This is a genomic window from Streptomyces sp. NPDC014676, from assembly GCF_043084105.1.
GTDB lineage: Bacteria > Actinomycetota > Actinomycetes > Streptomycetales > Streptomycetaceae > Streptomyces.
Genome location: NZ_JBIBZI010000003.1, coordinates 813,037 through 833,286 on the forward strand (window position 1 = coordinate 813,037; position 20,250 = coordinate 833,286).

The 20,250-nt window shown below is 70.8% G+C and carries 16 protein-coding genes; 5 read left to right on the top strand and 11 right to left on the bottom strand.

Annotation, left to right across the window (positions count from 1 at the left end):
• Positions 1-104 precede the first annotated feature (104 nt).
• Both ACF1DX_RS12230 and ACF1DX_RS12235 read left to right on the top strand, forming a co-directional pair.
• A complete protein-coding gene (locus ACF1DX_RS12230) occupies positions 105-2,270 on the top strand; it encodes a RecQ family ATP-dependent DNA helicase (RefSeq protein ID WP_391791099.1) in 2,166 nt (721 codons plus the stop codon).
• Between the two features lie 212 nt (positions 2,271-2,482).
• Complete coding sequence (locus ACF1DX_RS12235; protein WP_391791100.1) at positions 2,483-3,097, top strand: hypothetical protein; 615 nt, start codon at positions 2,483-2,485, stop codon at positions 3,095-3,097.
• A 216-nt stretch (positions 3,098-3,313) separates the two neighbouring features.
• Here the strand turns inward: ACF1DX_RS12235 and ACF1DX_RS12240 are convergent, their stop codons facing one another.
• The 3 genes from ACF1DX_RS12240 to ACF1DX_RS12250 all read right to left on the bottom strand — a co-directional run bounded on the left by ACF1DX_RS12240 (position 3,314) and on the right by ACF1DX_RS12250 (position 5,381).
• Positions 3,314-3,907 carry a hypothetical protein gene (locus ACF1DX_RS12240; RefSeq protein WP_391791101.1) on the bottom strand — a complete coding sequence of 198 codons (594 nt, stop codon included), beginning with the start codon at positions 3,905-3,907 and terminating at the stop codon, positions 3,314-3,316.
• Positions 3,908-3,974: 67 nt separating this feature from the next.
• Positions 3,975-4,676: a ribonuclease HII gene (locus ACF1DX_RS12245; RefSeq protein ID WP_030870575.1), complete on the bottom strand. Its 702-nt coding sequence runs from the start codon at positions 4,674-4,676 to the stop codon at positions 3,975-3,977.
• A gap of 81 nt (positions 4,677-4,757) precedes the next feature.
• Entirely contained in the window at positions 4,758-5,381 is a 624-nt protein-coding gene (locus tag ACF1DX_RS12250) for a TetR/AcrR family transcriptional regulator (RefSeq protein ID WP_391791102.1), read from the bottom strand.
• Between the two features lie 185 nt (positions 5,382-5,566).
• Here ACF1DX_RS12250 and ACF1DX_RS12255 point away from each other — a divergent pair, with 185 nt between their 5' ends.
• A complete protein-coding gene (locus ACF1DX_RS12255; RefSeq protein WP_391791103.1) occupies positions 5,567-7,114 on the top strand; it encodes an MFS transporter in 1,548 nt (515 codons plus the stop codon).
• A 301-nt stretch (positions 7,115-7,415) separates the two neighbouring features.
• Here the strand turns inward: ACF1DX_RS12255 and ACF1DX_RS12260 are convergent, their stop codons facing one another.
• The 3 genes from ACF1DX_RS12260 to ACF1DX_RS12270 all read right to left on the bottom strand — a co-directional run bounded on the left by ACF1DX_RS12260 (position 7,416) and on the right by ACF1DX_RS12270 (position 9,738).
• On the bottom strand, positions 7,416-8,324 hold the full coding sequence (locus tag ACF1DX_RS12260) for an ADP-ribosylglycohydrolase family protein (protein ID WP_391791104.1): 909 nt from the start codon (positions 8,322-8,324) through the stop codon (positions 7,416-7,418).
• 12 nt (positions 8,325-8,336) lie between these two features.
• Positions 8,337-9,014 (bottom strand): histidine phosphatase family protein, encoded by a 678-nt coding sequence (locus tag ACF1DX_RS12265; RefSeq protein WP_391791105.1) that lies wholly within the window; start codon positions 9,012-9,014, stop codon positions 8,337-8,339.
• A 118-nt stretch (positions 9,015-9,132) separates the two neighbouring features.
• Complete coding sequence (locus ACF1DX_RS12270; RefSeq protein ID WP_391791106.1) at positions 9,133-9,738, bottom strand: YdbC family protein; 606 nt, start codon at positions 9,736-9,738, stop codon at positions 9,133-9,135.
• A gap of 157 nt (positions 9,739-9,895) precedes the next feature.
• Here ACF1DX_RS12270 and ACF1DX_RS12275 point away from each other — a divergent pair, with 157 nt between their 5' ends.
• Positions 9,896-10,429, top strand: coding sequence for a TerD family protein (locus ACF1DX_RS12275; RefSeq protein WP_391791107.1), 534 nt, complete (start codon positions 9,896-9,898; stop codon positions 10,427-10,429).
• A gap of 97 nt (positions 10,430-10,526) precedes the next feature.
• Here the strand turns inward: ACF1DX_RS12275 and ACF1DX_RS12280 are convergent, their stop codons facing one another.
• Both ACF1DX_RS12280 and nrdR read right to left on the bottom strand, forming a co-directional pair.
• On the bottom strand, positions 10,527-13,421 hold the full coding sequence (locus ACF1DX_RS12280; protein WP_391791108.1) for a vitamin B12-dependent ribonucleotide reductase: 2,895 nt from the start codon (positions 13,419-13,421) through the stop codon (positions 10,527-10,529).
• 165 nt (positions 13,422-13,586) lie between these two features.
• A complete protein-coding gene (gene nrdR / locus ACF1DX_RS12285) occupies positions 13,587-14,144 on the bottom strand; it encodes a transcriptional regulator NrdR (protein ID WP_391791109.1) in 558 nt (185 codons plus the stop codon).
• 529 nt (positions 14,145-14,673) lie between these two features.
• Between nrdR and lexA the strand changes: the two genes are divergently transcribed.
• A complete protein-coding gene (gene lexA, locus ACF1DX_RS12290; protein WP_030870592.1) occupies positions 14,674-15,441 on the top strand; it encodes a transcriptional repressor LexA in 768 nt (255 codons plus the stop codon).
• A gap of 145 nt (positions 15,442-15,586) precedes the next feature.
• Here lexA and ACF1DX_RS12295 read toward each other — a convergent pair whose 3' ends face one another.
• The 3 genes from ACF1DX_RS12295 to ACF1DX_RS12305 form a co-directional block, all read right to left on the bottom strand.
• Entirely contained in the window at positions 15,587-17,575 is a 1,989-nt protein-coding gene (locus tag ACF1DX_RS12295) for an ATP-dependent DNA helicase (protein ID WP_391791110.1), read from the bottom strand.
• 228 nt (positions 17,576-17,803) lie between these two features.
• Positions 17,804-18,475, bottom strand: coding sequence for a GNAT family N-acetyltransferase (locus tag ACF1DX_RS12300; protein WP_391791195.1), 672 nt, complete (start codon positions 18,473-18,475; stop codon positions 17,804-17,806).
• Entirely contained in the window at positions 18,370-20,217 is a 1,848-nt protein-coding gene (locus tag ACF1DX_RS12305; protein WP_391791111.1) for an IucA/IucC family protein, read from the bottom strand. Before ACF1DX_RS12305 ends, ACF1DX_RS12300 begins: the two co-directional genes overlap by 106 nt.
• Positions 20,218-20,250 lie beyond the last annotated feature (33 nt).

A 20,250-nucleotide genomic window follows, 5' to 3' on the forward strand; every position in this document is an offset into this window, starting at 1 on the left:
CCCTGTGGATAACTTCGACCAGGAACATGTCACCGACCCCGGGGCGGGCGGGGCCGCTCCCGCGCTCCCGCCCGCATGTCAGTGGCGTCCTGTTGTATGGACCCATGGAGCACACGAGCAACGCGGATCTCCGTACGGCCGCCGACGCGGTTCTCGCCCGCCTCGTCGGGGACGCCTCGGGCGGGGCCCGGCTGCGCGAGGACCAGTGGCGGGCGATCGAGGCGCTGGTCGCCGACAAGCGCCGGGCCCTGGTCGTGCAGCGCACGGGCTGGGGCAAGTCCGCGGTCTACTTCGTGGCCACCTCGCTGCTGCGGGCGCGGGGCAGCGGCCCCACTGTGATCGTCTCCCCGCTGCTGGCGCTCATGCGCAACCAGGTGGAGGCCGCGGCCAGAGCCGGAATCCATGCCCGGACCATCAACTCCTCCAACAGCGAGGAATGGGACTCCGTCCAGGCGGAGATCGCCGCGGGCGACGTCGATGTGCTGCTGGTGAGTCCGGAGCGGCTGAACAACCCCGACTTCCGCGACCAGGTGCTGCCCAGGCTCTCCGCCGCGACCGGGCTCCTGGTGGTCGACGAGGCGCACTGCATCTCGGACTGGGGGCACGATTTCCGCCCGGACTACCGCCGGCTGCGCACCATGCTCGCCGACCTCCCGGACGGCGTGCCCGTCCTCGCCACCACCGCCACCGCCAACGCCCGTGTCACCGCCGACGTCGCGGAACAGCTGGGAACGGGAGGCTCGTCGGACGCGCTGGTGCTGCGGGGTCCGCTGGACCGGGAGAGCCTGAGTCTGAGCGTGCTGCGCCTGCCGGACGCCGCGCACCGGATGGCCTGGCTCGCCGATCACCTGGACGAGCTCCCGGGCTCGGGGATCGTCTACACGCTCACCGTGGCCGCCGCCGAGGAGGTCACCGCCTTCCTGCGGCAGCGCGGGCACACCGTCGCCTCGTACACCGGCAGGACGGAGAACGCCGACCGGCAGCAGGCCGAGGAGGACCTGCTCGCCAACAAGGTGAAGGCCCTGGTCGCCACCTCCGCGCTCGGCATGGGCTTCGACAAGCCCGATCTGGGCTTCGTGGTGCATCTCGGCTCACCCTCCTCCCCCATCTCCTACTACCAGCAGGTCGGCCGCGCCGGACGCGGTGTCCGGCACGCCGAGGTGCTGCTGCTGCCGGGGAAGGAAGACGAGGCGATCTGGGAGTACTTCGCGTCGCTCGCCTTCCCCTCGGAGGACCTGGTGCGCCGTACGCTCGACGTCCTCGCGCACTCCGACCGGCCCGTGTCGCTGCCGGCCCTCGAACCGCTGGTGGAGCTGCGCCGCTCCCGGCTGGAGACCATGCTCAAGGTGCTCGACGTGGACGGGGCGGTGAAGCGGGTCAAGGGCGGCTGGATCGCGACCGGGCGGCCGTGGACGTACGACGCCGAGCGGTACGCGTGGGTGGCGCGCCAGCGCAAGGCCGAACAGCAGGCGATGCGCGAGTACGCGGCGAGCACGGACTGCCGGATGGAGTTCCTGCAGCGCCAGTTGGACGACGAGGGCGCCAAGCCCTGCGGACGCTGCGACAACTGCGCGGGCGCGCGGTACACCCCCGAGGCCTCCTCGACCGCCCTCGAGGCGGCCCGCGTGGACCTCGGCCGGGCGGGCGTCGAGGTGGAGCCCCGGCGGATGTGGCCCACCGGGCTCCCGGCGATCGGCATGGACCTCAAGGGGCGCATTCCGGCGGGGGAACAGGCCGCTCGGGGCATGGCGCTGGGGCGTCTGTCGGACATCGGCTGGGGCAACCGGCTGCGTCCGATGTTCGCGCCGCAGGCACCGGACGGACCGGTGCCGGACGATGTCGCCCGGGCCGTGGTGGGTGTGCTGGCCGACTGGGCCAAAGGGCCCGGCGGTTGGGCTCCGGGAGCGGCGGACCCCCAGCCGCGGCCGGTGGGGGTGGTCACCCTCGCCTCCCGCAGCCGGCCCCTGCTGATCCACTCACTCGGGGCGCGCATCGCGGAGATCGGGCGGCTGCCGCTGCTGGGATCGGTGGATTACACGGGCGAGGCGCACTCCGTCTCCCGGAGCAACAGCGCCCAGCGCCTCAAGGCCCTCGACGGGGCGCTGACCGTGCCCGCAGGCCTCGCCGCCGTGCTGGCCGGGGCGCCGGGCCCGGTTCTCCTCGTGGACGACTACACGGAGACGGGCTGGACCCTCGCGGTCGCGGCACGCCTGCTCCGGCGGGCCGGTGCACAGGGTGTGCTGCCGCTGGTGCTGGCCGTACAGGGCTGATGATTCGAACCACCCAGCAGGTGGGGATATTAGCCGTGGAACATCCGATACCGGGCCGCTGCGTCAATTGCTCGTTGCCGCATCCAAGTTCGACAGGAAGAATCGAAGGACGCACCCGCACGGCTCGCCCGCCGATCAGGTAGGGCTCTGTTGCGTGCGCGCTCCCCGAATCCGACCCCGCCCGCAGTCCGGGCGTAGCCGAAGGGAGGACCGTGACCTTCGGATTCGCTCCGTCCTCGGCGGCATCGCTGTCGACGTCCGCCGCTTCCGCCAATCGTGTGCTCGAACCCGCGGAGTGGGCCGCCGCGGGAATCCCGCTGCTGGGCAGTCCGCGGGAGATCGTCAGCGGACTGCACGCCCGGCACCGTCCCGGTCCGGCGACCGCGGTCGTCGCCGTGCTCGATCCGGACGAACGGGTGCGGGCGAGCGCGTCGTTCACCCGGCATACCGCCTCCGCGGACGGCTGGTTGCTCCGCAATGTGCTGTTGTCCCAGTTGCGCCGGGTGATCCCGCACGACCTGCGCCGCCGCACCCCGGTGCGCACCGCCGTGCTGCTCTACTGCCGTGACGGCGACGCGCACTGGACGGAGGAGGACGGGGCGTGGATGTGGGGGCTGCGGGACGCCTGCACCCTGCACGGGCTGCGCTGCGGTGCGTACATCACGCTGACCCGTGACGGGTGGCAGGTCCTCGGCGAGGGACGTGGCGGCCGTCACCCCAGCGCCGGCTCGGCGCCGGAACCGTTCGCCACGTCCGCGGCACCGCCCCGGATACCGCGCACCGGTGGCGCCGCGTCGGAGGTTCTGCGCCGCGCGGCGGCACGCTGACGGTACGGGGACGCCGCCCGGACGATCCGGGGGCCTCGCATGGCGGTGCGGGGCGGGCCGCACCACGGCGCGGCGCGTCCGCGCGACGCCGGACCCGGCCCGGTACCGAGTCGGCGAAGACGCGAGAGCGCCGGCCTCTCCGGTCCCGGGCACGCCGAGTCCCCGGTCGTGCGGACGCCGCGGTCACGGCGTCCGGCCGGACGTCTTGGTGACGGCTCAGACGCCCGCGCCCAGCACCGAGTTGATGCGCTGCGGATCGCCGCAGACGATCAGCAGCGTGCCGGCCCGGGCGTGCGCCACCGACAGGGCGGAGGCGGCCGCGGATTCCGGGCCCCCGTTGACGGCGACCACGACGACGGGGCGCTCACCGGCACGCTCGGCGGCCTTGGCGTCCGTGTAGAAGACGTCGTCACCGGCGTCGTGCTGGGCCCAGTAGGAGGCTTCGCCGAAGGACAGTTCGTGGGTGGCCCACGGGTGCGGGTCACCGGTGGTGATCACCAGCACGTCGCCGGGGGCGCGACCCGAGTCCAGCAGCAGGTCCACGGCCTCTTCGGCGGCGTCGAGCGCCCCCTGGGCCGAGGCCGGGATCAACTGGAGCTGCGGGGTGGCCGCCGCGGGCGGGCCCGGGGGAACGGGCTTGGCCGCGTCGCGCGACGCGCGCTGCACCGGCGGCGCGGGCCGCGGCGGGCCGGGACGACCGGGACGCGACGGAGCCGCGGGGCGGGGACCGGGTACGGGGCGGGGGGTCGGCGCGGTGCGGGGACCCTGGGCACTCTCGTGAATCTGAGGCTCCTCGGGAATGAGAGGCATGGGTTGATTTTTATCAAACGTTGGTACGGCTCGCGCCGCCGGGTGGTACATGAGTGCGAGCGGTCCGTCAGAAGTCGAAGCCGAGCTGACCCTCGATTTCCGGAACGCGCCCTTCCGTCAAGCTGCGGACCTTCTTGAGGTGCCGCCACTGGGGCAGCGCATCAAGATACGCCCACGACAACCGGTGATACGGGGTGGGCCCCCGGACCTCCAGTGCGGCCTTGTGCACGGGCGACGGATACCCGGCGTTGTCTGCAAAACCGAAGTCTGCATGGTCGACGCCCAGTTCGGCCATCATTTTGTCGCGCTGAACCTTGGCGATCACCGAGGCCGCCGCGACGGCCACGCACGACTGGTCGCCCTTGATGACCGTACGGACCTTCCAGGGCGTGCCGAGATAGTCGTGCTTGCCGTCGAGGATCACCGCGTCCGGCCGGACCGGCAGCCCTTCCAGCGCACGCACCGCCGCCAGCCGCAGCGCGGCCGTCATCCCCAGGGCGTCGATCTCCTCGGGAGAGGCGTGCCCCAGGGCGTACGAGGTCACCCAGCTCCGCAGCGTCTCGGCGAGCTCGGTGCGCCGCCTGACGGTGAGGAGCTTGGAGTCGGTGAGACCCCCCGGAGGCCGGCGCAGTCCGGTGACCGCCGCGCAGACGGTGACAGGGCCGGCCCACGCGCCGCGCCCCACCTCGTCGACACCTGCAACGATCTTCGCCCCGGTCGTGGCGCGCAGAGAGCGCTCGACGGTGTGGGTAGGTGGTTCGTACGGCATGGCGCCCTTAGCGTACGCCGCCCGCGGTGGCCCGCGACACCCCGGTCCCCGAGCGGCGTCGACGGCTCGGGGAAACCGCGGTCATGAGCCGGCCGGCCGCAGCAGCGGCACCATCAACTGGTCGATCATCTCCTCCAGATCGACGTCCGGCCATTCGCTGCCGCACATCTTCGAGCGATACATCATCATCGCCGGAATGGCGTCGAAGACATACCCGTTCGCCGCGTCGGCACGCACCTCCCCCCGCTCTATTCCACGCTCGATCACGGCGCGCAGCATCTTGATGGCGGGTTCCACGACCCCCTCGAAGATGACAGCGTGGAAGCGCTCGGCCTGAAGCGCGTCACATTCGTGAATCACCGAACGCAGAGCGCATCCCGGCTGGGAGAACATCGCGTCGCGCGCCCTCAGGCACAGGTCCAGCAGATCCTCGCGCACGCCGCCCAGGTCCGGCACCTCGTCGGACTGCGGCAGTCCGGCCCGCAGCGCGTCCGCGACCAGATCCTCCTTGGACGGCCAGCGACGGTAGACGGCGGCCTTTCCGGTCTGGGCGCCCGCGGCGACACCCTCCATCGTCAGGCCGTTCCAGCCGACCGTACTGAGCTGCTCCAGGGCGGCATCGAGGATCGCGCGCTCCAGTACGGCACCGCGGCGGCGGGAGGCGGCCGTCCGGTCCTGGGCGGCCACCCAGCTCGAAGAAACCATCTGACTCTCTCCAACGAGCAGAGTAAGCGGACATTCAGGGATGAAACACGCGCCGTGCGGCGACCGAGGGGGACGCGCCGAACGACAACGCATTCAGTGAACGCTTGCGTTCACTGTCGGGGACTCATACCGTTGGCGCAACAGTGAACGCGAGCGTTCACTGACGCACTCGTGGGGGACCCATAGTGACAACCTCTCCTTTGACTCAGACCCAGAAGCCAGGTGCGGCCCGCCGGGACGGGCGTCCCGGCATCGCGCTCACCGTCATCGCGGCCTGCCAACTCATGGTGGTACTCGACTCGACGATTGTGAACATCGCGCTGCCGCACATCCAGAACGCTCTCGAGTTCAGCACCACCGACCTCACCTGGGTGATCAGCGCCTACACCCTGACCTTCGGCGGCCTGCTGCTGCTCGGCGGCCGGGCCGGCGACATCCTCGGCCGCCGCCGTGTCTTCATGACCGGCATCCTGCTGTTCACCCTCGCCTCGCTGCTCGGCGGGTTCGCCCAGGAGCCGTGGCAACTGCTGGCCGCGCGCGTCCTGCAGGGCGTGGGCGGCGCCATCGCCTCGCCCACCTCGCTGGCGCTCATCACCACCACGTTCCCGGAAGGACCCGAACGCAACCGCGCCTTCGGCATCTTCGCCGCGGTCTCCGCGGGCGGCGGCGCCATCGGCCTGCTCGCGGGCGGCATGCTCACCGAGTGGCTCGACTGGCGGTGGGTGCTCTTCGTCAATGTGCCGATCGGCCTGCTGATCGTCGTCCTCACGCCGATGTACATCAACGAGTCCGAGCGGCACACCGGCCGTTTCGACATCGCGGGCGCGGTGACCTCGACAGCCGGTATGGCCTCCCTCGTCTACGGCTTCATCCGCGCGGCGGAGGAAGGCTGGCGGGACGAGCTGACCATCGGCTCCTTCGCAGCCTCCGCGGTCCTGCTGGTGGCCTTCGCACTGATCGAGTCCCGGGCCAAGGAACCGATCACCCCGCTGCGGATGTTCACCGACCGCAACCGCGCGGGCACGTATGTGATCATGCTCAGCCTGGCCGCGGCGATGTTCGGCATGTTCTTCTACATCGTCCTCTTCGTGCAGAACGTGCTCGGCTACAGCCCGATCGAGGCCGGTCTCGCCTTCCTGCCGGTGACGGTCGTGATCGCACTCGGGGCCGGCCTGTCGCAGCGCTTCCTTCCCGTGTTCGGCCCCAAGCCGTTCATGCTCGTCGGGTCGGCGCTCGCCGCGGTCGGACTGGCCTGGCAGACTCTGATCAGCTCCGACAGCTCGTATGCCGGCGGCATCCTCGGCCCCATGCTGATCTTCGGCTTCGGTATGGGACTGAACTTCGTGACACTGACGCTCACCGCGGTCTCCGGAGTGGCCCAGCACGAGGCCGGCGCCGCGTCCGGGCTGCTCAACGCCACCCAGCAGGTGGGCGGGTCGGTGGGACTGGCCCTCCTGACGACGGTGTTCGGCACGGCCAGCAAGGACGAGGCGGAGAAGCAGATCCCGGACTTCCTGGCGGAAGGGACGGCGCAGCAGAAGGCGGAGTTCGCCCAGACGCAGCAACTGCCCGCCCCCTGGGGCCACGAAGTGCTCACCGAGGGCATCTCCACGGCCTTCGTCCCGGCCGCCGCGATGGCCGTACTCGCCCTGGCCACCGCCTGGTTCGTCATCCGGGTCCGCAAGAGCGACCTGGAGGCACTGTCCGGCTCGGCCGGACCGGGCATGGGCTGAGAAGGGAACACCACGGGTGCGGCCCGGCGGCTCGCCGGCCGACGTCTTCGGACGCGGCCGGCGAACGCCCGGCCGGCCCGTCCCCATCAGGGCGAGCAGAACCCCGAGCAACGCTTTCGCGATCACCACCACGGCCTCTCCCCCCACACCACTCCCGAACCACGGACTCATCCACACGTGTCAGGCCTCATGCCTCACACGGCGGATGTCTCGAGAACGAGCGGGCGGTCACGGAGAGTTCCCATGACGCACAGAGAGTTCTGAACTCCGCCCCGGGCCGAGGCGGCGCCCGGTCTCCGCCTCAGACCGCGGCCCGCATCCACTCCGGCAAGGGCTCGACCCGGTCGGCCCACTCGGCGGGCGGTGCCCCCGCCTTCTCGGCGGCGACCACGCCGCCCACGATCGCACAGGTCGTGTCGACGTCCCCGCCCACCTGCGCGGTCGTCCAGAACGCCCGCTCGTAGTCACCCAGGGACCGGGCCGCCGACCAGAGCGCGAAGGGCACGGTGTCATGCGCCGTCGTACGCCGTCCGCAGCCGAGCACGGCCGCGACGGTGGCCCCGTCCGCGTAGTCGAGCATGTCCCGGGCCCGGCGCAGCCCCGCGCCGACCGCGCTCCTCGCGGGTACCAGCGCGATGACCCCGTCGAGGAGGGCTTCCGAGCCGGGCGGCCCGCCGGGCGCGGCGACCAGCGCGGCCGCCGCCGCGACGGCCATGGCACCGACCACGGCCTCACGATGCTGGTGCGTGGGATAGGCGGAGATCTCGGCCTGATGGGTGGCCTGTTCCGGGTCGTCCGCGTACCAGGCGCCCAACGGCGCGATCCGCATCGCGGCGCCGTTGCCCCACGACCCCTGCCCGTTGAAGAGCGCGGCGGCGAGTTCCCGCCAGTCACCGCCCTCGCGGACCAGCCGCAGCAGCCGGTTGACCGCGGGCCCGTAGCCCCGGTCGAAGTCGTGATGCGTGGCGAAGGACCGCGCGAGGGCGTCCTGGTCGATCCGGTGGTGCGTGGCCAGGACGGAGACGACGGAGCACGCCATCTCCGTGTCGTCCGTCCACTGCCAGGGTGCCGGGGGCAGTTCGCGGCGCTTGAGCAGCGGATAGTTCACCGGCACGAAGAACTGGGAGCCGAGCGCGTCCCCCACGGACACGCCGCGCAGGCTGGCCAGGGCGCGGTCCAGGCGCCCGGCGGGAGAGGAATCAGCGGTCATCGCCCTGCCACTCTATCCGGTGCTCCTCTGTCCATCCGTGATCCCGTAGGGTTCCGGATCCCGCCAGCGTTCAAAGGGCCGGTCGAGTGTGTACTTCCCGTTCTTCCCCAGAACGAGCACGCGCATCTCGGCGTTCCCCGGGTTCGACAGCGACTCGAACTCCGCCACGGTCCAGTGGAACCACCGCATGCAGAACAGTCGCATGGCCAGGCCGTGGGTGACGATCAGGACGTTCGGGGGGTGGTCGGGGGCCTCGAAGCTGCGGAACAGGCTCTCCAGGAAGCCGCCGACCCGGTCGTAGACGTCGGCCCCGGACTCCCCCTGGGCGAACCGGTAGAAGAAGTGCCCGTAGGCGTCCCGGTAGGCCTTCTGCAGACGCACGTCCTCGCGGTCCTGCCAGTTGCCCCAGTCCTGCTCGCGCAGCCTCGGTTCCTCGCGCACGCGTATCCGCTCCGGGTCGAGCCGGAAGGCGCTCAGTGTCTGGTGCGTGCGGCGGTAGGGGGAGACGTAGACGCTGACACGCTCACGGCCGAAGAGTTCCCGCAACCGCTCCCCCGTCTCCTCCGCCTGCTGTCTGCCCCGCTCGGTCAGGGCCAGTGCGTGATCGGGTTCGCGTTCATAGACGGAGTCATCAACATTGCCCGTTGATTCGCCGTGTCGGACAAGGACGATGCGCCGTGGTCGTGCCATGCCGAAACCCTAGATCGGGTGACGGCCGGACGAGCACCCGTGCGGGCCCCGTACGGCGTAGGTCACACATGTCCCGCACGTCGCGTCACGCCGGTACGCACCGTTCCGCGTCCGGAGATCAGACCGTCCAGGTCGATTCCATCTCCACGATGTCCCCCGCGAGGGCAGCGACGTCGGCCTCCGTCTGCGCCCGCAGGGCGAGGCGCTCCACCCGTTCGGTGCGGTACTTGCCGTGCTCGGCGGCCGAACGCCACATCGACAGCACCAGGAACTCGTGCCCCGGAGCCTCTCCGAACAGTCCCCGGACCATGCCGGGCGAGCCGGCCATGGCCGGGTTCCAGACCTTCTCCTGCATCAGTACGAAGTGCTCCGACCGCTCCTCGTGCACGCGGCACAGCGCCACCCTGAGCAGGTCGGCGTCCGTGAAACGCGGTTCGAAGCCGGTCTTCACGTCGAAGCGGTGGTCGAAGAGCCTGACCTGGGCGTCCTTGAACGTACCCGACTGGGCCGAGGCGAGCCGGTCGTGGGAGCGGGCCATGAACGAGTCGTAGAAGGCACGGCTCTCCCAGAAGGAGAAGATGTGCGCCACGTCCGGCCGTCCCCGGCTCCAGCCTCCGCCCTGCCCGCGAAACCCCGGCTCCCCCAGAAGCCCCGCCCATTTCCGCTGCCCCCGCTCGAACCCGCGGCGGTCCACCACGGTGCAGCGAATCCACTTGACCAGCACCGCGCCATCGTAAGGCCAGGGAGCGTGGCACCGGTCACCCTCGGAGTGACTGCTTACCGTCGTCCGCCGCCACACGCGTGGCAGGATGGACAACCCGCCGGGAGTTCCCGGCCATTGGGGTGAGCGGGCAGGACGGTCACGGGGAAGGGGAAGACTGGTGAACGGCCTCAACAAGGGCATCCGCAAGGTCGAGATCGCGTTGAGGTGGGACCCGAGTCCGTCGGGTCAGCCCTCCACCGACCTGGATCTCGTCGCCGCGCCCTATCCGGCGGGCGAGACGCACGGCGCTCCCGCCTACGTGGTGCACTTCGACAGTCGTTCCCCCGACGGCACCATCACGCTCAACCGGGACAGCAAGGACGGCCAGGGCTTCGGCTACGACGAGGTCATGACGCTGGAGCTGGACCGGCTCGACCAGCGGTACGCGCGCGTGGTGGTCGGCGTCGTCATACAACAGCACCAGGGGCGGCGGACGTTCTCCGGGGTGGGCAACCCCGGTCTGCGCGTCCGCGAGGGCTACACCGTGCTGGCCGAGGACGACTTCGGCGGTGTCCTCGGGGCCACGGCGGCGACGGTCGCGGAATTCGTCCGGGACGGCTCGGGAGCCTGGGGGTTCCGCCCCGGTGTCCAGGGGTTCGAGGGCGATCCGGCGGACTTCACCCGTGCGATGGGGGCGTCGCGCCGGGCCTGACCCCCGAGGAACACCGAGGGCGGTGGCGCCGGAACACCGGCACCACCGCCCTCAGCCGTTCCTCACGTCCGGGCAGCGCCCGGACGTGCCGGTCGCGTCAGCTGCAACCGCTGGTCGAGCCGCAGCCCTCGCAGATGTAGCAGGAACCGGCGCGCTGCATCTTCGTACCGCAGGAGAAGCACAGCGGGGCGTCCGCCTGGATGCCCAGCTGCATCTCGACCAGCTCGGCGCTGGTGTGGGCCTGCTTCGGGGCCGGCTTGGCCGCCTCGGCCTCGGCCTTCGGCGTGGCCACCGCCTTCAGCTCCTGGGTCCGCGGCGCCGACTGGGCCAGGCCCTCGACGTCGACCTCGTCGTCGGACGGCTCGTAGGAACCGGTCTCCAGGTGGCGCTGACGCTCCTCGGCGGAGTGGATGCCGAGCGCGGAGCGCGTCTCGAAGGGCAGGAAGTCCAGCGCCAGGCGGCGGAAGATGTAGTCGACGATCGACTGCGCCATCCGCACGTCCGGGTCGTCCGTCATGCCGGCCGGCTCGAAGCGCATGTTGGTGAACTTCGAGACGTACGTCTCCAGCGGCACGCCGTACTGGAGGCCCACCGAGACGGCGATGGAGAAGGCGTCCATCATGCCCGCGAGCGTCGAACCCTGCTTGGACATCTTCAGGAAGACCTCGCCGAGACCGTCGTCCGGGTAGGAGTTGGCGGTCATGTAGCCCTCGGCGCCGCCGACCGTGAAGGAGGTGGTGATGCCGGGGCGGCCCTTGGGGAGGCGCTTGCGGACCGGGCGGTACTCGACCACCTTCTCGACCGCGGCGCGGATCGTCTCCTCGGCCTTCTCGGTGACCTCGGCCTTCTCCTTCTCCTTGGTCTTCGCGGAGAGCGGCTGGCCGACCTTGCAGTTGTCGCGGTAGATGGCGAGCGCCTTGACGCCCAGCTTCCAGGCCTCGAAGTAGATCTCCTCGACCTCCTCGACGGTCGCCGTCTCCGGCATGTTGACCGTCTTGGAGATGGCGCCGGAGATCCAGGGCTGGATCGCGGCCATCATGCGGACGTGGCCCATCGGGGAGATGGCGCGCTCGCCCATGGCGCAGTCGAACACCTCGTAGTGCTCGTGCTTGAGGCCGGGGGCGTCGATCACATTGCCGTTCTCGGCGATGTGGGCGACGATCGCCTCGATCTGCTCCTCCTGGTAGCCCAGGCGGCGCAGGGCCTGCGGGACGGTGCCGTTGACGATCTGCATCGAGCCGCCGCCGACCAGCTTCTTGAACTTCACCAGCGCCAGGTCGGGCTCGACACCGGTGGTGTCGCAGGACATCGCCAGACCGATGGTGCCGGTCGGGGCGAGCACGGACGCCTGGGCGTTGCGGAATCCGTTCTTCTCGCCGAGGCGGATCACGTCCTGCCAGGCTTCGGTGGCGGCGGCCCACACCGGGGTGTCCAGGTCGTCCATGCGCACGGCGGTGCCGTTGGCGTCGGCGTGCTGCCTCATGACGCGCTGGTGGGCGTCGGCGTTGCGGGCGTAGCCGTCGTACGGGCCGACGATCGCGGCGAGTTCGGCGGAGCGGCGGTACGCCGTACCCGTCATCAGGGAGGTGATGGCGCCGGCGAGGGCGCGGCCGCCGTCGGAGTCGTAGGCGTGGCCGGTCGCCATCAGCAGGGCGCCGAGGTTGGCGTAGCCGATGCCGAGCTGGCGGAAGGCGCGGGTGTTCTCGCCGATCTTCTGGGTCGGGAAGTCCGCGAAGCAGATCGAGATGTCCATCGCGGTGATGACCAGCTCGACGACCTTCTGGAAGCGGTCGGCCTCGAAGGACTGGTTGCCCTGGCTGTCGTCCTTGAGGAACTTCATCAGGTTCAGCGAGGCCAGGTTGCAGGACGTGTTGTCCAGGTGCATGTACTCGCTGCACGGGTTCGACGCGGTGATCCGGCCGGACTCGGGGCAGGTGTGCCAGTTGTTGATGACACCGTCGTACTGGATGCCCGGATCGGCGCAGGCCCAGGCGGCCTCGGCGAGCTTGCGGAAGAGCGCCTTGGCGTCGACCTCCTCGATGACCTCGCCGGTCATCCGGGCGCGCAGGCCGAACTTGCCGCCCTGCTCGACCGCCCGCATGAACTCGTCGTTGACGCGGACCGAGTTGTTGGCGTTCTGGTACTGGACGGAGGCGATGTCGTCGCCGCCCAGGTCCATGTCGAAGCCCGCGTCGCGCAGGACGCGGATCTTCTCCTCTTCCTTGACCTTGGTCTCGATGAAGTCCTCGATGTCCGGGTGGTCCACGTCGAGGACGACCATCTTGGCCGCGCGGCGGGTGGCGCCGCCGGACTTGATCGTTCCGGCGGAGGCGTCGGCTCCGCGCATGAAGGAGACCGGGCCGGAGGCGTTGCCGCCGGAGGACAGCAGCTCCTTGGAGGAGCGGATCCGGGAGAGGTTCAGGCCGGCGCCGGAGCCGCCCTTGAAGATCATGCCCTCTTCCTTGTACCAGTCGAGGATCGACTCCATGGAGTCGTCGACGGACAGGATGAAGCAGGCGGAGACCTGCTGCGGCTGGGGCGTGCCCACGTTGAACCACACGGGGCTGTTGAAGCTGAAGATCTGGTGCAGGAGGGCGTACGCCAGCTCGTGCTCGAAGATCTCGGCGTCGGCGGGCGAGGCGAAGTACTTGTGGTCCTCACCGGCCTTCCGGTACGTCTTCACGATGCGGTCGATGAGCTGCCTGAGGCTCACCTCGCGCTGCGGGGTGCCCACGGCGCCCCGGAAGTACTTGCTGGTGACGATGTTGACCGCGTTCACCGACCAGAAGTCGGGGAACTCCACGCCGCGCTGCTCGAAGTTGACCGAGCCGTCGCGCCAGTTGGTCATGACGACGTCACGGCGTTCCCAGGCCACCTCGTCGTACGGGTGGACTCCGGGAGTGGTGTGGATGCGCTCGATACGCAGTCCCTTGCCGCCCTTGTTGCTCTTGGCTCGGGAACTCCGTGCCGGACCGCTCGCCGTCTCTGTCATGCCGCCTCCCTGTACGGGCGAAAACGCCCTGAAGTGCCCCGATTGTTCCCGTGGCACGGTGTTCTGTCTGGTGCTGCGGGCACCTGCTCGCCTGCCCGCAACAGGTCTTCTCATCGCCGCCGCCCGGCCGGTCCCCGCGTCTGCCGCGCGGGGCCGGCCCGCCGGTCAGTCGGCGGCGGGAGCGGGTTCGGGGACCTGGGCGGTCCCGCCGGACCCGCTGTCGTCTTCCTGGCCTCCCGGGGCGGCTCCCTCGCCGTCCCCGTCGCCCACGGCGGGCCACTCCGCCCGCCTGAGTTCCGCGATCGCGGCCTCGAAGTCCTCCAGCGAGTCGAACGCCCGGTAGACGGACGCGAACCGCAGGTAGGCGACGAGGTCGAGTTCCTGCAACGGGCCGAGGATGGCCAGCCCCACGTCGTGGGTGGTCAGCTCGGCGCTCCCGGTGGCCCGCACCGCCTCCTCGACGCGCTGCCCGAGCTGGGCGAGGGCGTCCTCGGTGACGGGCCGCCCCTGGCACGCCTTGCGCACACCGTTGATGACCTTGGTGCGGCTGAAGGGCTCGGTGACTCCGGACCGCTTGACCACCATGAGCGAACACGTCTCCACGGTCGTGAAACGACGGGAGCAGTCCGGACACTGGCGGCGCCTGCGGATCGACGTGCCGTCGTCGGTCGTACGACTGTCGACGACACGGCTGTCGGGGTGCCTGCAGAAGGGGCAGTGCATGAACTCCCAACCCTCCTCACAGCAGACTCAATGGCCTCACGAGGCCTCTTGGGCCTCACGAAGCAGCACCAGCATAGGCGATCGCGGAGGGCCCCAAGACCCGGGGGACCACAACTTCTGGGCTGCTGCCGCAATCCAACCACTAGATGTGGGGATTGGCTCATACATCCACACCGCGCACGCGTGTCGCGCACGCCGGGGCGGACAGGACACGCCGGACGCCGCGCGATGAGGGGGTGCCGTACCGGAGACGGGGAGGAGGTGTGCGACTCCCGAAGAGAGCGGGGGCCGCTTCACGCTCCACGGGGCGCCCGGTGGCAGACTGAGGACCGCCGCCGCGAGGTCACCGCCCCGGCGGTGAAGGGTACAACAATCGGCCCGTTTGTCCGCCAGAAAGCGTGGCGACCAATACACCTCGACGAGAGATGACGTACAGCAATTCGCGATTTTTCACTCGAACGTGTGTTTGGCGCAACCTTTCGAAAGCAACTACCGTTGTGCTGCAGGGAGACCATCGAGAGGGGCCGACGTGACCACCACCGCAGACAGTGCCGCCATCACTGCCCAGGGCCGGATCGAGCCGGTGCACGCGATGAACGAAGCCACGAATCCCGAGGGGCACAGGCGCTCCCTGCCGGGCCGACCTCCCGGCATCCGGGCGGACAGCTCAGGACTCACCGACCGCCAGCGCCGGGTGATCGAGGTCATCAGGGACTCGGTGCAGCGTCGCGGCTACCCGCCGTCGATGCGCGAGATCGGCCAGGCGGTCGGTCTCTCCAGCACCTCCTCCGTGGCCCATCAGCTCATGGCACTGGAGCGCAAGGGCTTCCTGCGCCGCGACCCGCACCGCCCGCGCGCCTACGAGGTGCGGGGCTCCGACCAGGCCGCCTCCGTGCAGCCCACGGACACCGCCGGCAAGCCGGCCGCGTCCTACGTACCGCTGGTCGGCCGTATCGCCGCCGGCGGCCCGATCCTCGCCGAGGAGTCCGTCGAGGACGTCTTCCCCCTGCCCCGGCAGCTCGTCGGTGACGGTGAGCTGTTCGTACTGAAGGTCGTGGGCGATTCCATGATCGAGGCCGCGATCTGTGACGGCGACTGGGTGACGGTCCGCCGCCAGCCGGTCGCCGAGAACGGGGACATCGTCGCGGCCATGCTCGACGGCGAGGCGACCGTCAAGCGCTTCAAGCGGGAGGACGGCCACATCTGGCTGCTCCCGCACAACGCGGCCTACGAGCCCATCCCGGGTGACGACGCGACCATTCTGGGCAAGGTGGTGGCCGTTCTACGGCGCGTCTGAACACGGCGCGGGGCCGGCCCGGAGCGCCGCCCCGCCCCTGACCGGGCCCCGGGACCCCTGCGCCGGTTCCGGGGTCCTGTGCTGTCCGGACGGACCCGACCGCGGCTGCTGCCGGTCGGTGACGTGCCGCGGCACGTCACCTCCCTCACCGCGCCGTCGTCCCGGCCTCCACCTCCTGTGCCGCCACGTCGATCGCGGCCAGTGACTTCCTGACCTGGTTACGGTCCGTGGTGTACCAGAAATCGGGCAGCGAAGCCTTCAGATAGCTGCCGTACCGGGCCGTGGCCAGCCGCTGGTCCAGTACGGCCACCACGCCCCGGTCGCCCGAAGCGCGTACGAGACGGCCGGCGCCCTGCGCCATCAGCAGCGCCGCGTGGGTGGCGGCGACCGCCATGAAGCCGTTGCCGCCGGCTTCCTCCACGGCCTTCTGGCGGGCGCTCATCAAGGGGTCGTCCGGGCGCGGGAAGGGAATCTTGTCCATGACCACCAGCTGGCAGCTCGGACCCGGTACGTCGACCCCCTGCCACAGCGACAGCGTGCCGAAGAGGCAGGTCTTCGGGTCGGCCGCGAAGTTCTTGATCAGTTCGCCGAGCGTCTCCTCTCCCTGGAGGAGGATCGGGAACTCCGGGATGCGGGAGCGCAGCTCCTCGGCGGCGAGCTGAGCGGCCCGCATCGAGGAGAACAGCCCCAGGGTGCGGCCGCCCGCCGCCTGGATCAGCTCGGTCAGCTCGTCCAGCATGTCCCCGCGGTCACCGTCACGGGCCGGGCGCGCCAGATGCTTCGCGACGTAGAGGATGCCCTGCCGGGGGTAGTCGAACGGCGAACCGACGTCGACGCCCTTCCACTGGGGGAGGTCATCGCCCTCGGCGCCCTCGGGGCCGAGCCCCAGGGAGGCTCCCACGCCGTTGAAGTCGCCGCCCAGCTTCAGCGTCGCGGAGGTCAGGATGACGGAGCGGTCGGTGAAGAGCTTCTCCCGCAGCAGACCCGAGACGGACATGGGGGCGACGCGCAGGGACGCGCCGAAGCGGTCGTGCCGCTCGTACCAGACGACGTCCCACTCGGAGCCGTTCGTGATCCGCTCCGCCACGTCGTGGACGCCCTCCACGGAGGCCAGCGCCTGTTTGCGGACCGCGTCCTCGTCCTGGACGGACTTGTCGCGGGTACTGCCGATGGCGGAGATGACGGTGCGGCAGGCGTCGCGCAGCGCCATGAGCGCGTATCCGAGGTCCTCCGGGATCTCCTCCAGCCGGCCCGGAAGAGCCAGCTCCATCAGCCGTTCGAACCCTTCCGCGGCAGTCTGGAGCTGGTCGGCGGCCTTCTCGTTGACGAGCTTCGCGGCACGCCGCACCGCACGGTTGACCTGCCCGGGGGTGAGCTCCCCCGTGGCGACTCCGGTGACCCGGGAGACCAGCTCGTGGGCCTCGTCGACGATCAGCACCTCGTGCTGCGGAAGCACCGGCGCGCCCTCGATGGCGTCGATCGCGAGCAGGGCGTGGTTGGTGACGACGACCTCGGCCAGTTTGGCGCGCTCGCGTGCCGTCTCGGCGAAGCACTCGGCGCCGTAGGCGCACTTCGTGGCGCCCAGGCATTCCCGTGACGACACCGACACCTGGGACCAGGCCCGGTCGGACACGCCCGGCGTGAGGTCGTCCCGGTCGCCGGTCTCCGTCTCGTCGGACCAGTCGCGCAGGCGCAGCAGGTCCTGGCCCAGCTTGCTGGTGGGCGCAGCCGCCTCGAACTGGTCGAAGAGGCCCTCCTCCTCGTCCTGTGGCACGCCCTCGTGCAGCCGGTGCAGACACAGGTAGTTGGAGCGGCCCTTGAGCATCGCGAACTCCGGGCGGCGGCGCAGCAGCGGATGCAGTGACTCCACCGTGCGTGGCAGGTCCCGCTCCACCAACTGGCGCTGCAGGGCCAGGGTGGCCGTCGCCACCACCACCCGCTCCCCCTGCGCGAGCGCGGGCACCAGATAGCCGAGCGACTTTCCGGTGCCGGTACCGGCCTGGACCAGTAGATGGGCGTTGTCGTCGATCGCCTCGGCGACGGCTTCGGCCATGGTCACCTGGCCGGGGCGCTCCGTGCCGCCGACGGCGGTGACGGCGGCGTGCAGGAGTTCGGAGAGTGAGGGCTTCGTCATAGCGCGACCACCCTACGACCCGGCACTGACATTCGTGCGATCACGGCGGGGGCTGGGGACGTGGTCAAGACGGGGCTCCTCTGTCGGGCGGTGCGAGGGCTGCGAAGTCGCCGGGGCGCGGGACGGACGGACCGCGCCGGGGTCCGCGGCCTGGACATCGCCGCGGCGCGCATGGGAACCGCGGCGGCGCGAGCGGTGTACCACATACGAGAGCGCGGTCACGGAGCGCTACATCAGATGACACAGGGCACGGTCCCGGACCATGAGGGCGGCCCGCTTGGTGGGCAGATCGATCTCGGCCGAGAAGTAGAAGCCGGCGTTGAGGAAGGCGGTGACGGAGGGGATGTTGCGAAGGTCGGGTTCCGCGACGACGCGTGGCGCGGCGGGCCTCCTGGCGAGGGCGAGGTCGGCGACCGTCCTGAGCAGGATGCTGCCGAGGCCCCGCCCCCGGTCGCCGACGGCACCGATGAGGACGTGGAGTCCGGTGTCGTGCGGTCGGGCCGGATAGTGATGGGCCAGGGGATCGAGATCCGCGCGGTAGATCTCCCAGTAGCTCATCGGCGTTCCGTCCAGGACACCGAGGCACGGAACGCTGTGTCCGTCACCGGTGAGCTGGGATCGCACATGGTCGGCCGTCACGGCCGGCGGTCCGGCGAGTTCCCAGAACACGGCGACGGCGGGGTCGTTCATCCACCGTGACAAAAGGAGCAGATCGCGTTCGACACGGACGGGGACCAACTGGAACAGGCCTGCGGGGGTCCTGGCCGGGCCCCAGTCACCGATGGGGGCGGACATCATGAGTGCAGGGGGTTGGTGATGGTGACGTAGACGGACTGGGTGTCGACCGGGCCGACGAGTTCGTCGAGGCCGTGCAGCCGGGTCAGCAGGTTCGCCTTGCAGCGCAGGACGGGTGAATCCAGCAGACGGGTGGGCAGGGCGCTGCTCGTCCGGGCCGGTCCGGACGAGACTCCGGTGAGGAACCGGCGGAGGGCGGCGAGCAGCAGCCGTTCGTCGGCCAGGCGCTGGGAGCCGAAGGCGCCGATGAGACCGAGGACGTTGTTGATGCCCAGGTAGTAGGCGAAGCGTTCGTCGGTGACCTCGTCGGAGACGAAGGTGTCGCTGTGCTCCCCGATGCCGGGCAGTCGGGCGTCGAGTTCCGCGCGTCGCGACGCGCGGAAGTAATAGCCCTGGTTGTCCCGGTAACGTCCGCCCGCGGGCCAGCCGTCGGCGTCCAGCAGAAGCAGGGTGTTCTGCTGGTGCGCCTCGAGGGCGATGCCGGCCTCTCCGTCCAGCCACAGCACGGGCCGCACCACGTGTTCCAGGTACCGCAGAAACCACTCGGCGGCGACGGCTCCGGACGGCCGCCCCGTGCGGGCGGCGAGGCGGGTGACGATCTCGGCCAGCCGGGATCCCGTACGGCCACCGGGGCGGGGCCGCGGCGAGAGCAGTCCGGCGACGCAGGCGACGTCGTCGTACGGCTGGAACGGGTTGTGCCGGATCACCGCGTCGAGTCCGGGCACGGGGTCGCCGGCCGGTGTGTTCACGGCGATCCAGGCCGGGTCCCGGACGATGTCGAAGCCGGGGTGCACGGCCCGCCACCGCTGGGACAGTCCGGTGCGCAGCAGACGGTGGACCTCGACCCCTCGGTGGAGTTCCTTGCGGAGGTTCTCCCGGCAGGAGTTGGTGATGCGCAGGCCCAGCGACAGCTTGAGCATGGCCGGGGCCCCGGTCCGGTGGACGGTGCGTACGGAGGAGGTGGGGTACCAGGGGTCGCCGTGGCCGCCGAGGTCGCGGAGCAGTCCGGCGTCCAGCAGCGCGGCGGTCTCGGGGCGGTGGTGGACCTGGCGCAGTTGCCAGGGGTGGACGGGGAGAGCCGCGTAGCCGTCGGGCAGCGGCAGCCCGGGGCCGGCGAGACGTGCGGTGAGACGGGTCGCGGTGACGGGGCGTCCGCGCTCGGTCCAGGCGGAGTCGGCGGCGAGCAGCGACGGGGCGACGGCGATCCAGTGCAGTGGGAAGGAGCCGCGGGACTCGGGCGAGTACCGCTGTGCCTCGGCGTCGGTGAGGCCCTCGCGGCTCTTCGGGTCCGGGTGCAGCGGATGTCCGAGGACGAGTGACTGTTCGGCGGCGAGGAAGAGGTCGGGGGCGTCGGCCGTGTCCGCCCGTCGGTCGCCGACGAAGGCGGCGGCACGCCGTACGGAGTCGGCGACCCGCGCGACCAGGTCGGTGCCGTCGCCGGCCGGTGGCCGTGCCGGTGCCGGAATGCCGGCGTTCTCCCTGCTGAGGAGGGCGGCGAGCAGAACGGCGTCGACGGGCGGGGCGGGGTCGGGGGCGTCGGCCAGACAGGGCAGGCCGAAGCGGTGCCAGCCCGTGGGGGACCAGTACAGGACGGGGACGAGAAGGGCCGTGCCACTGGCCGGCAGGGGGAGGCACAGGATGTCACCGCTCGGAGCCCGGACGCCGGTTTCGCGTACCCAGCAGCGCAGAAGGTTCTCCGTGGCCGCCGCGTGGGCCGCCCTGCGCGGGTCGGGATGGTCCAAGGGGCAGGCGCCGGCGCCTCCGAGCCAGTCGGTGTCGGGCAGTTTCCGGTGCTGGTGCGGTACCGGGGAACTCGGGCGGTCGGCGGGTGCGGGGGTCGTGTGCAAGGCGAGTCCTCGTGGGGGTGGTGCGGTAGCGGG

Bases quoted from the DNA above. Each gene is read 5' to 3' on its own strand.
- ACF1DX_RS12230 (WP_391791099.1), top strand. From the start codon at position 105: ATGGAGCACACGAGCAACGCGGATCTCCGTACGGCCGCCGACGCGGTT.
- ACF1DX_RS12240 (WP_391791101.1), bottom strand. From the start codon at position 3,907: ATGCCTCTCATTCCCGAGGAGCCTCAGATTCACGAGAGTGCCCAGGGT.
- ACF1DX_RS12245 (WP_030870575.1), bottom strand. From the start codon at position 4,676: ATGCCGTACGAACCACCTACCCACACCGTCGAGCGCTCTCTGCGCGCC.
- ACF1DX_RS12250 (WP_391791102.1), bottom strand. From the start codon at position 5,381: ATGGTTTCTTCGAGCTGGGTGGCCGCCCAGGACCGGACGGCCGCCTCC.
- ACF1DX_RS12260 (WP_391791104.1), bottom strand. From the start codon at position 8,324: ATGACCGCTGATTCCTCTCCCGCCGGGCGCCTGGACCGCGCCCTGGCC.
- ACF1DX_RS12265 (WP_391791105.1), bottom strand. From the start codon at position 9,014: ATGGCACGACCACGGCGCATCGTCCTTGTCCGACACGGCGAATCAACG.
- ACF1DX_RS12280 (WP_391791108.1), bottom strand. From the start codon at position 13,421: ATGACAGAGACGGCGAGCGGTCCGGCACGGAGTTCCCGAGCCAAGAGC.
- nrdR (WP_391791109.1), bottom strand. From the start codon at position 14,144: ATGCACTGCCCCTTCTGCAGGCACCCCGACAGCCGTGTCGTCGACAGT.
- ACF1DX_RS12295 (WP_391791110.1), bottom strand. From the start codon at position 17,575: ATGACGAAGCCCTCACTCTCCGAACTCCTGCACGCCGCCGTCACCGCC.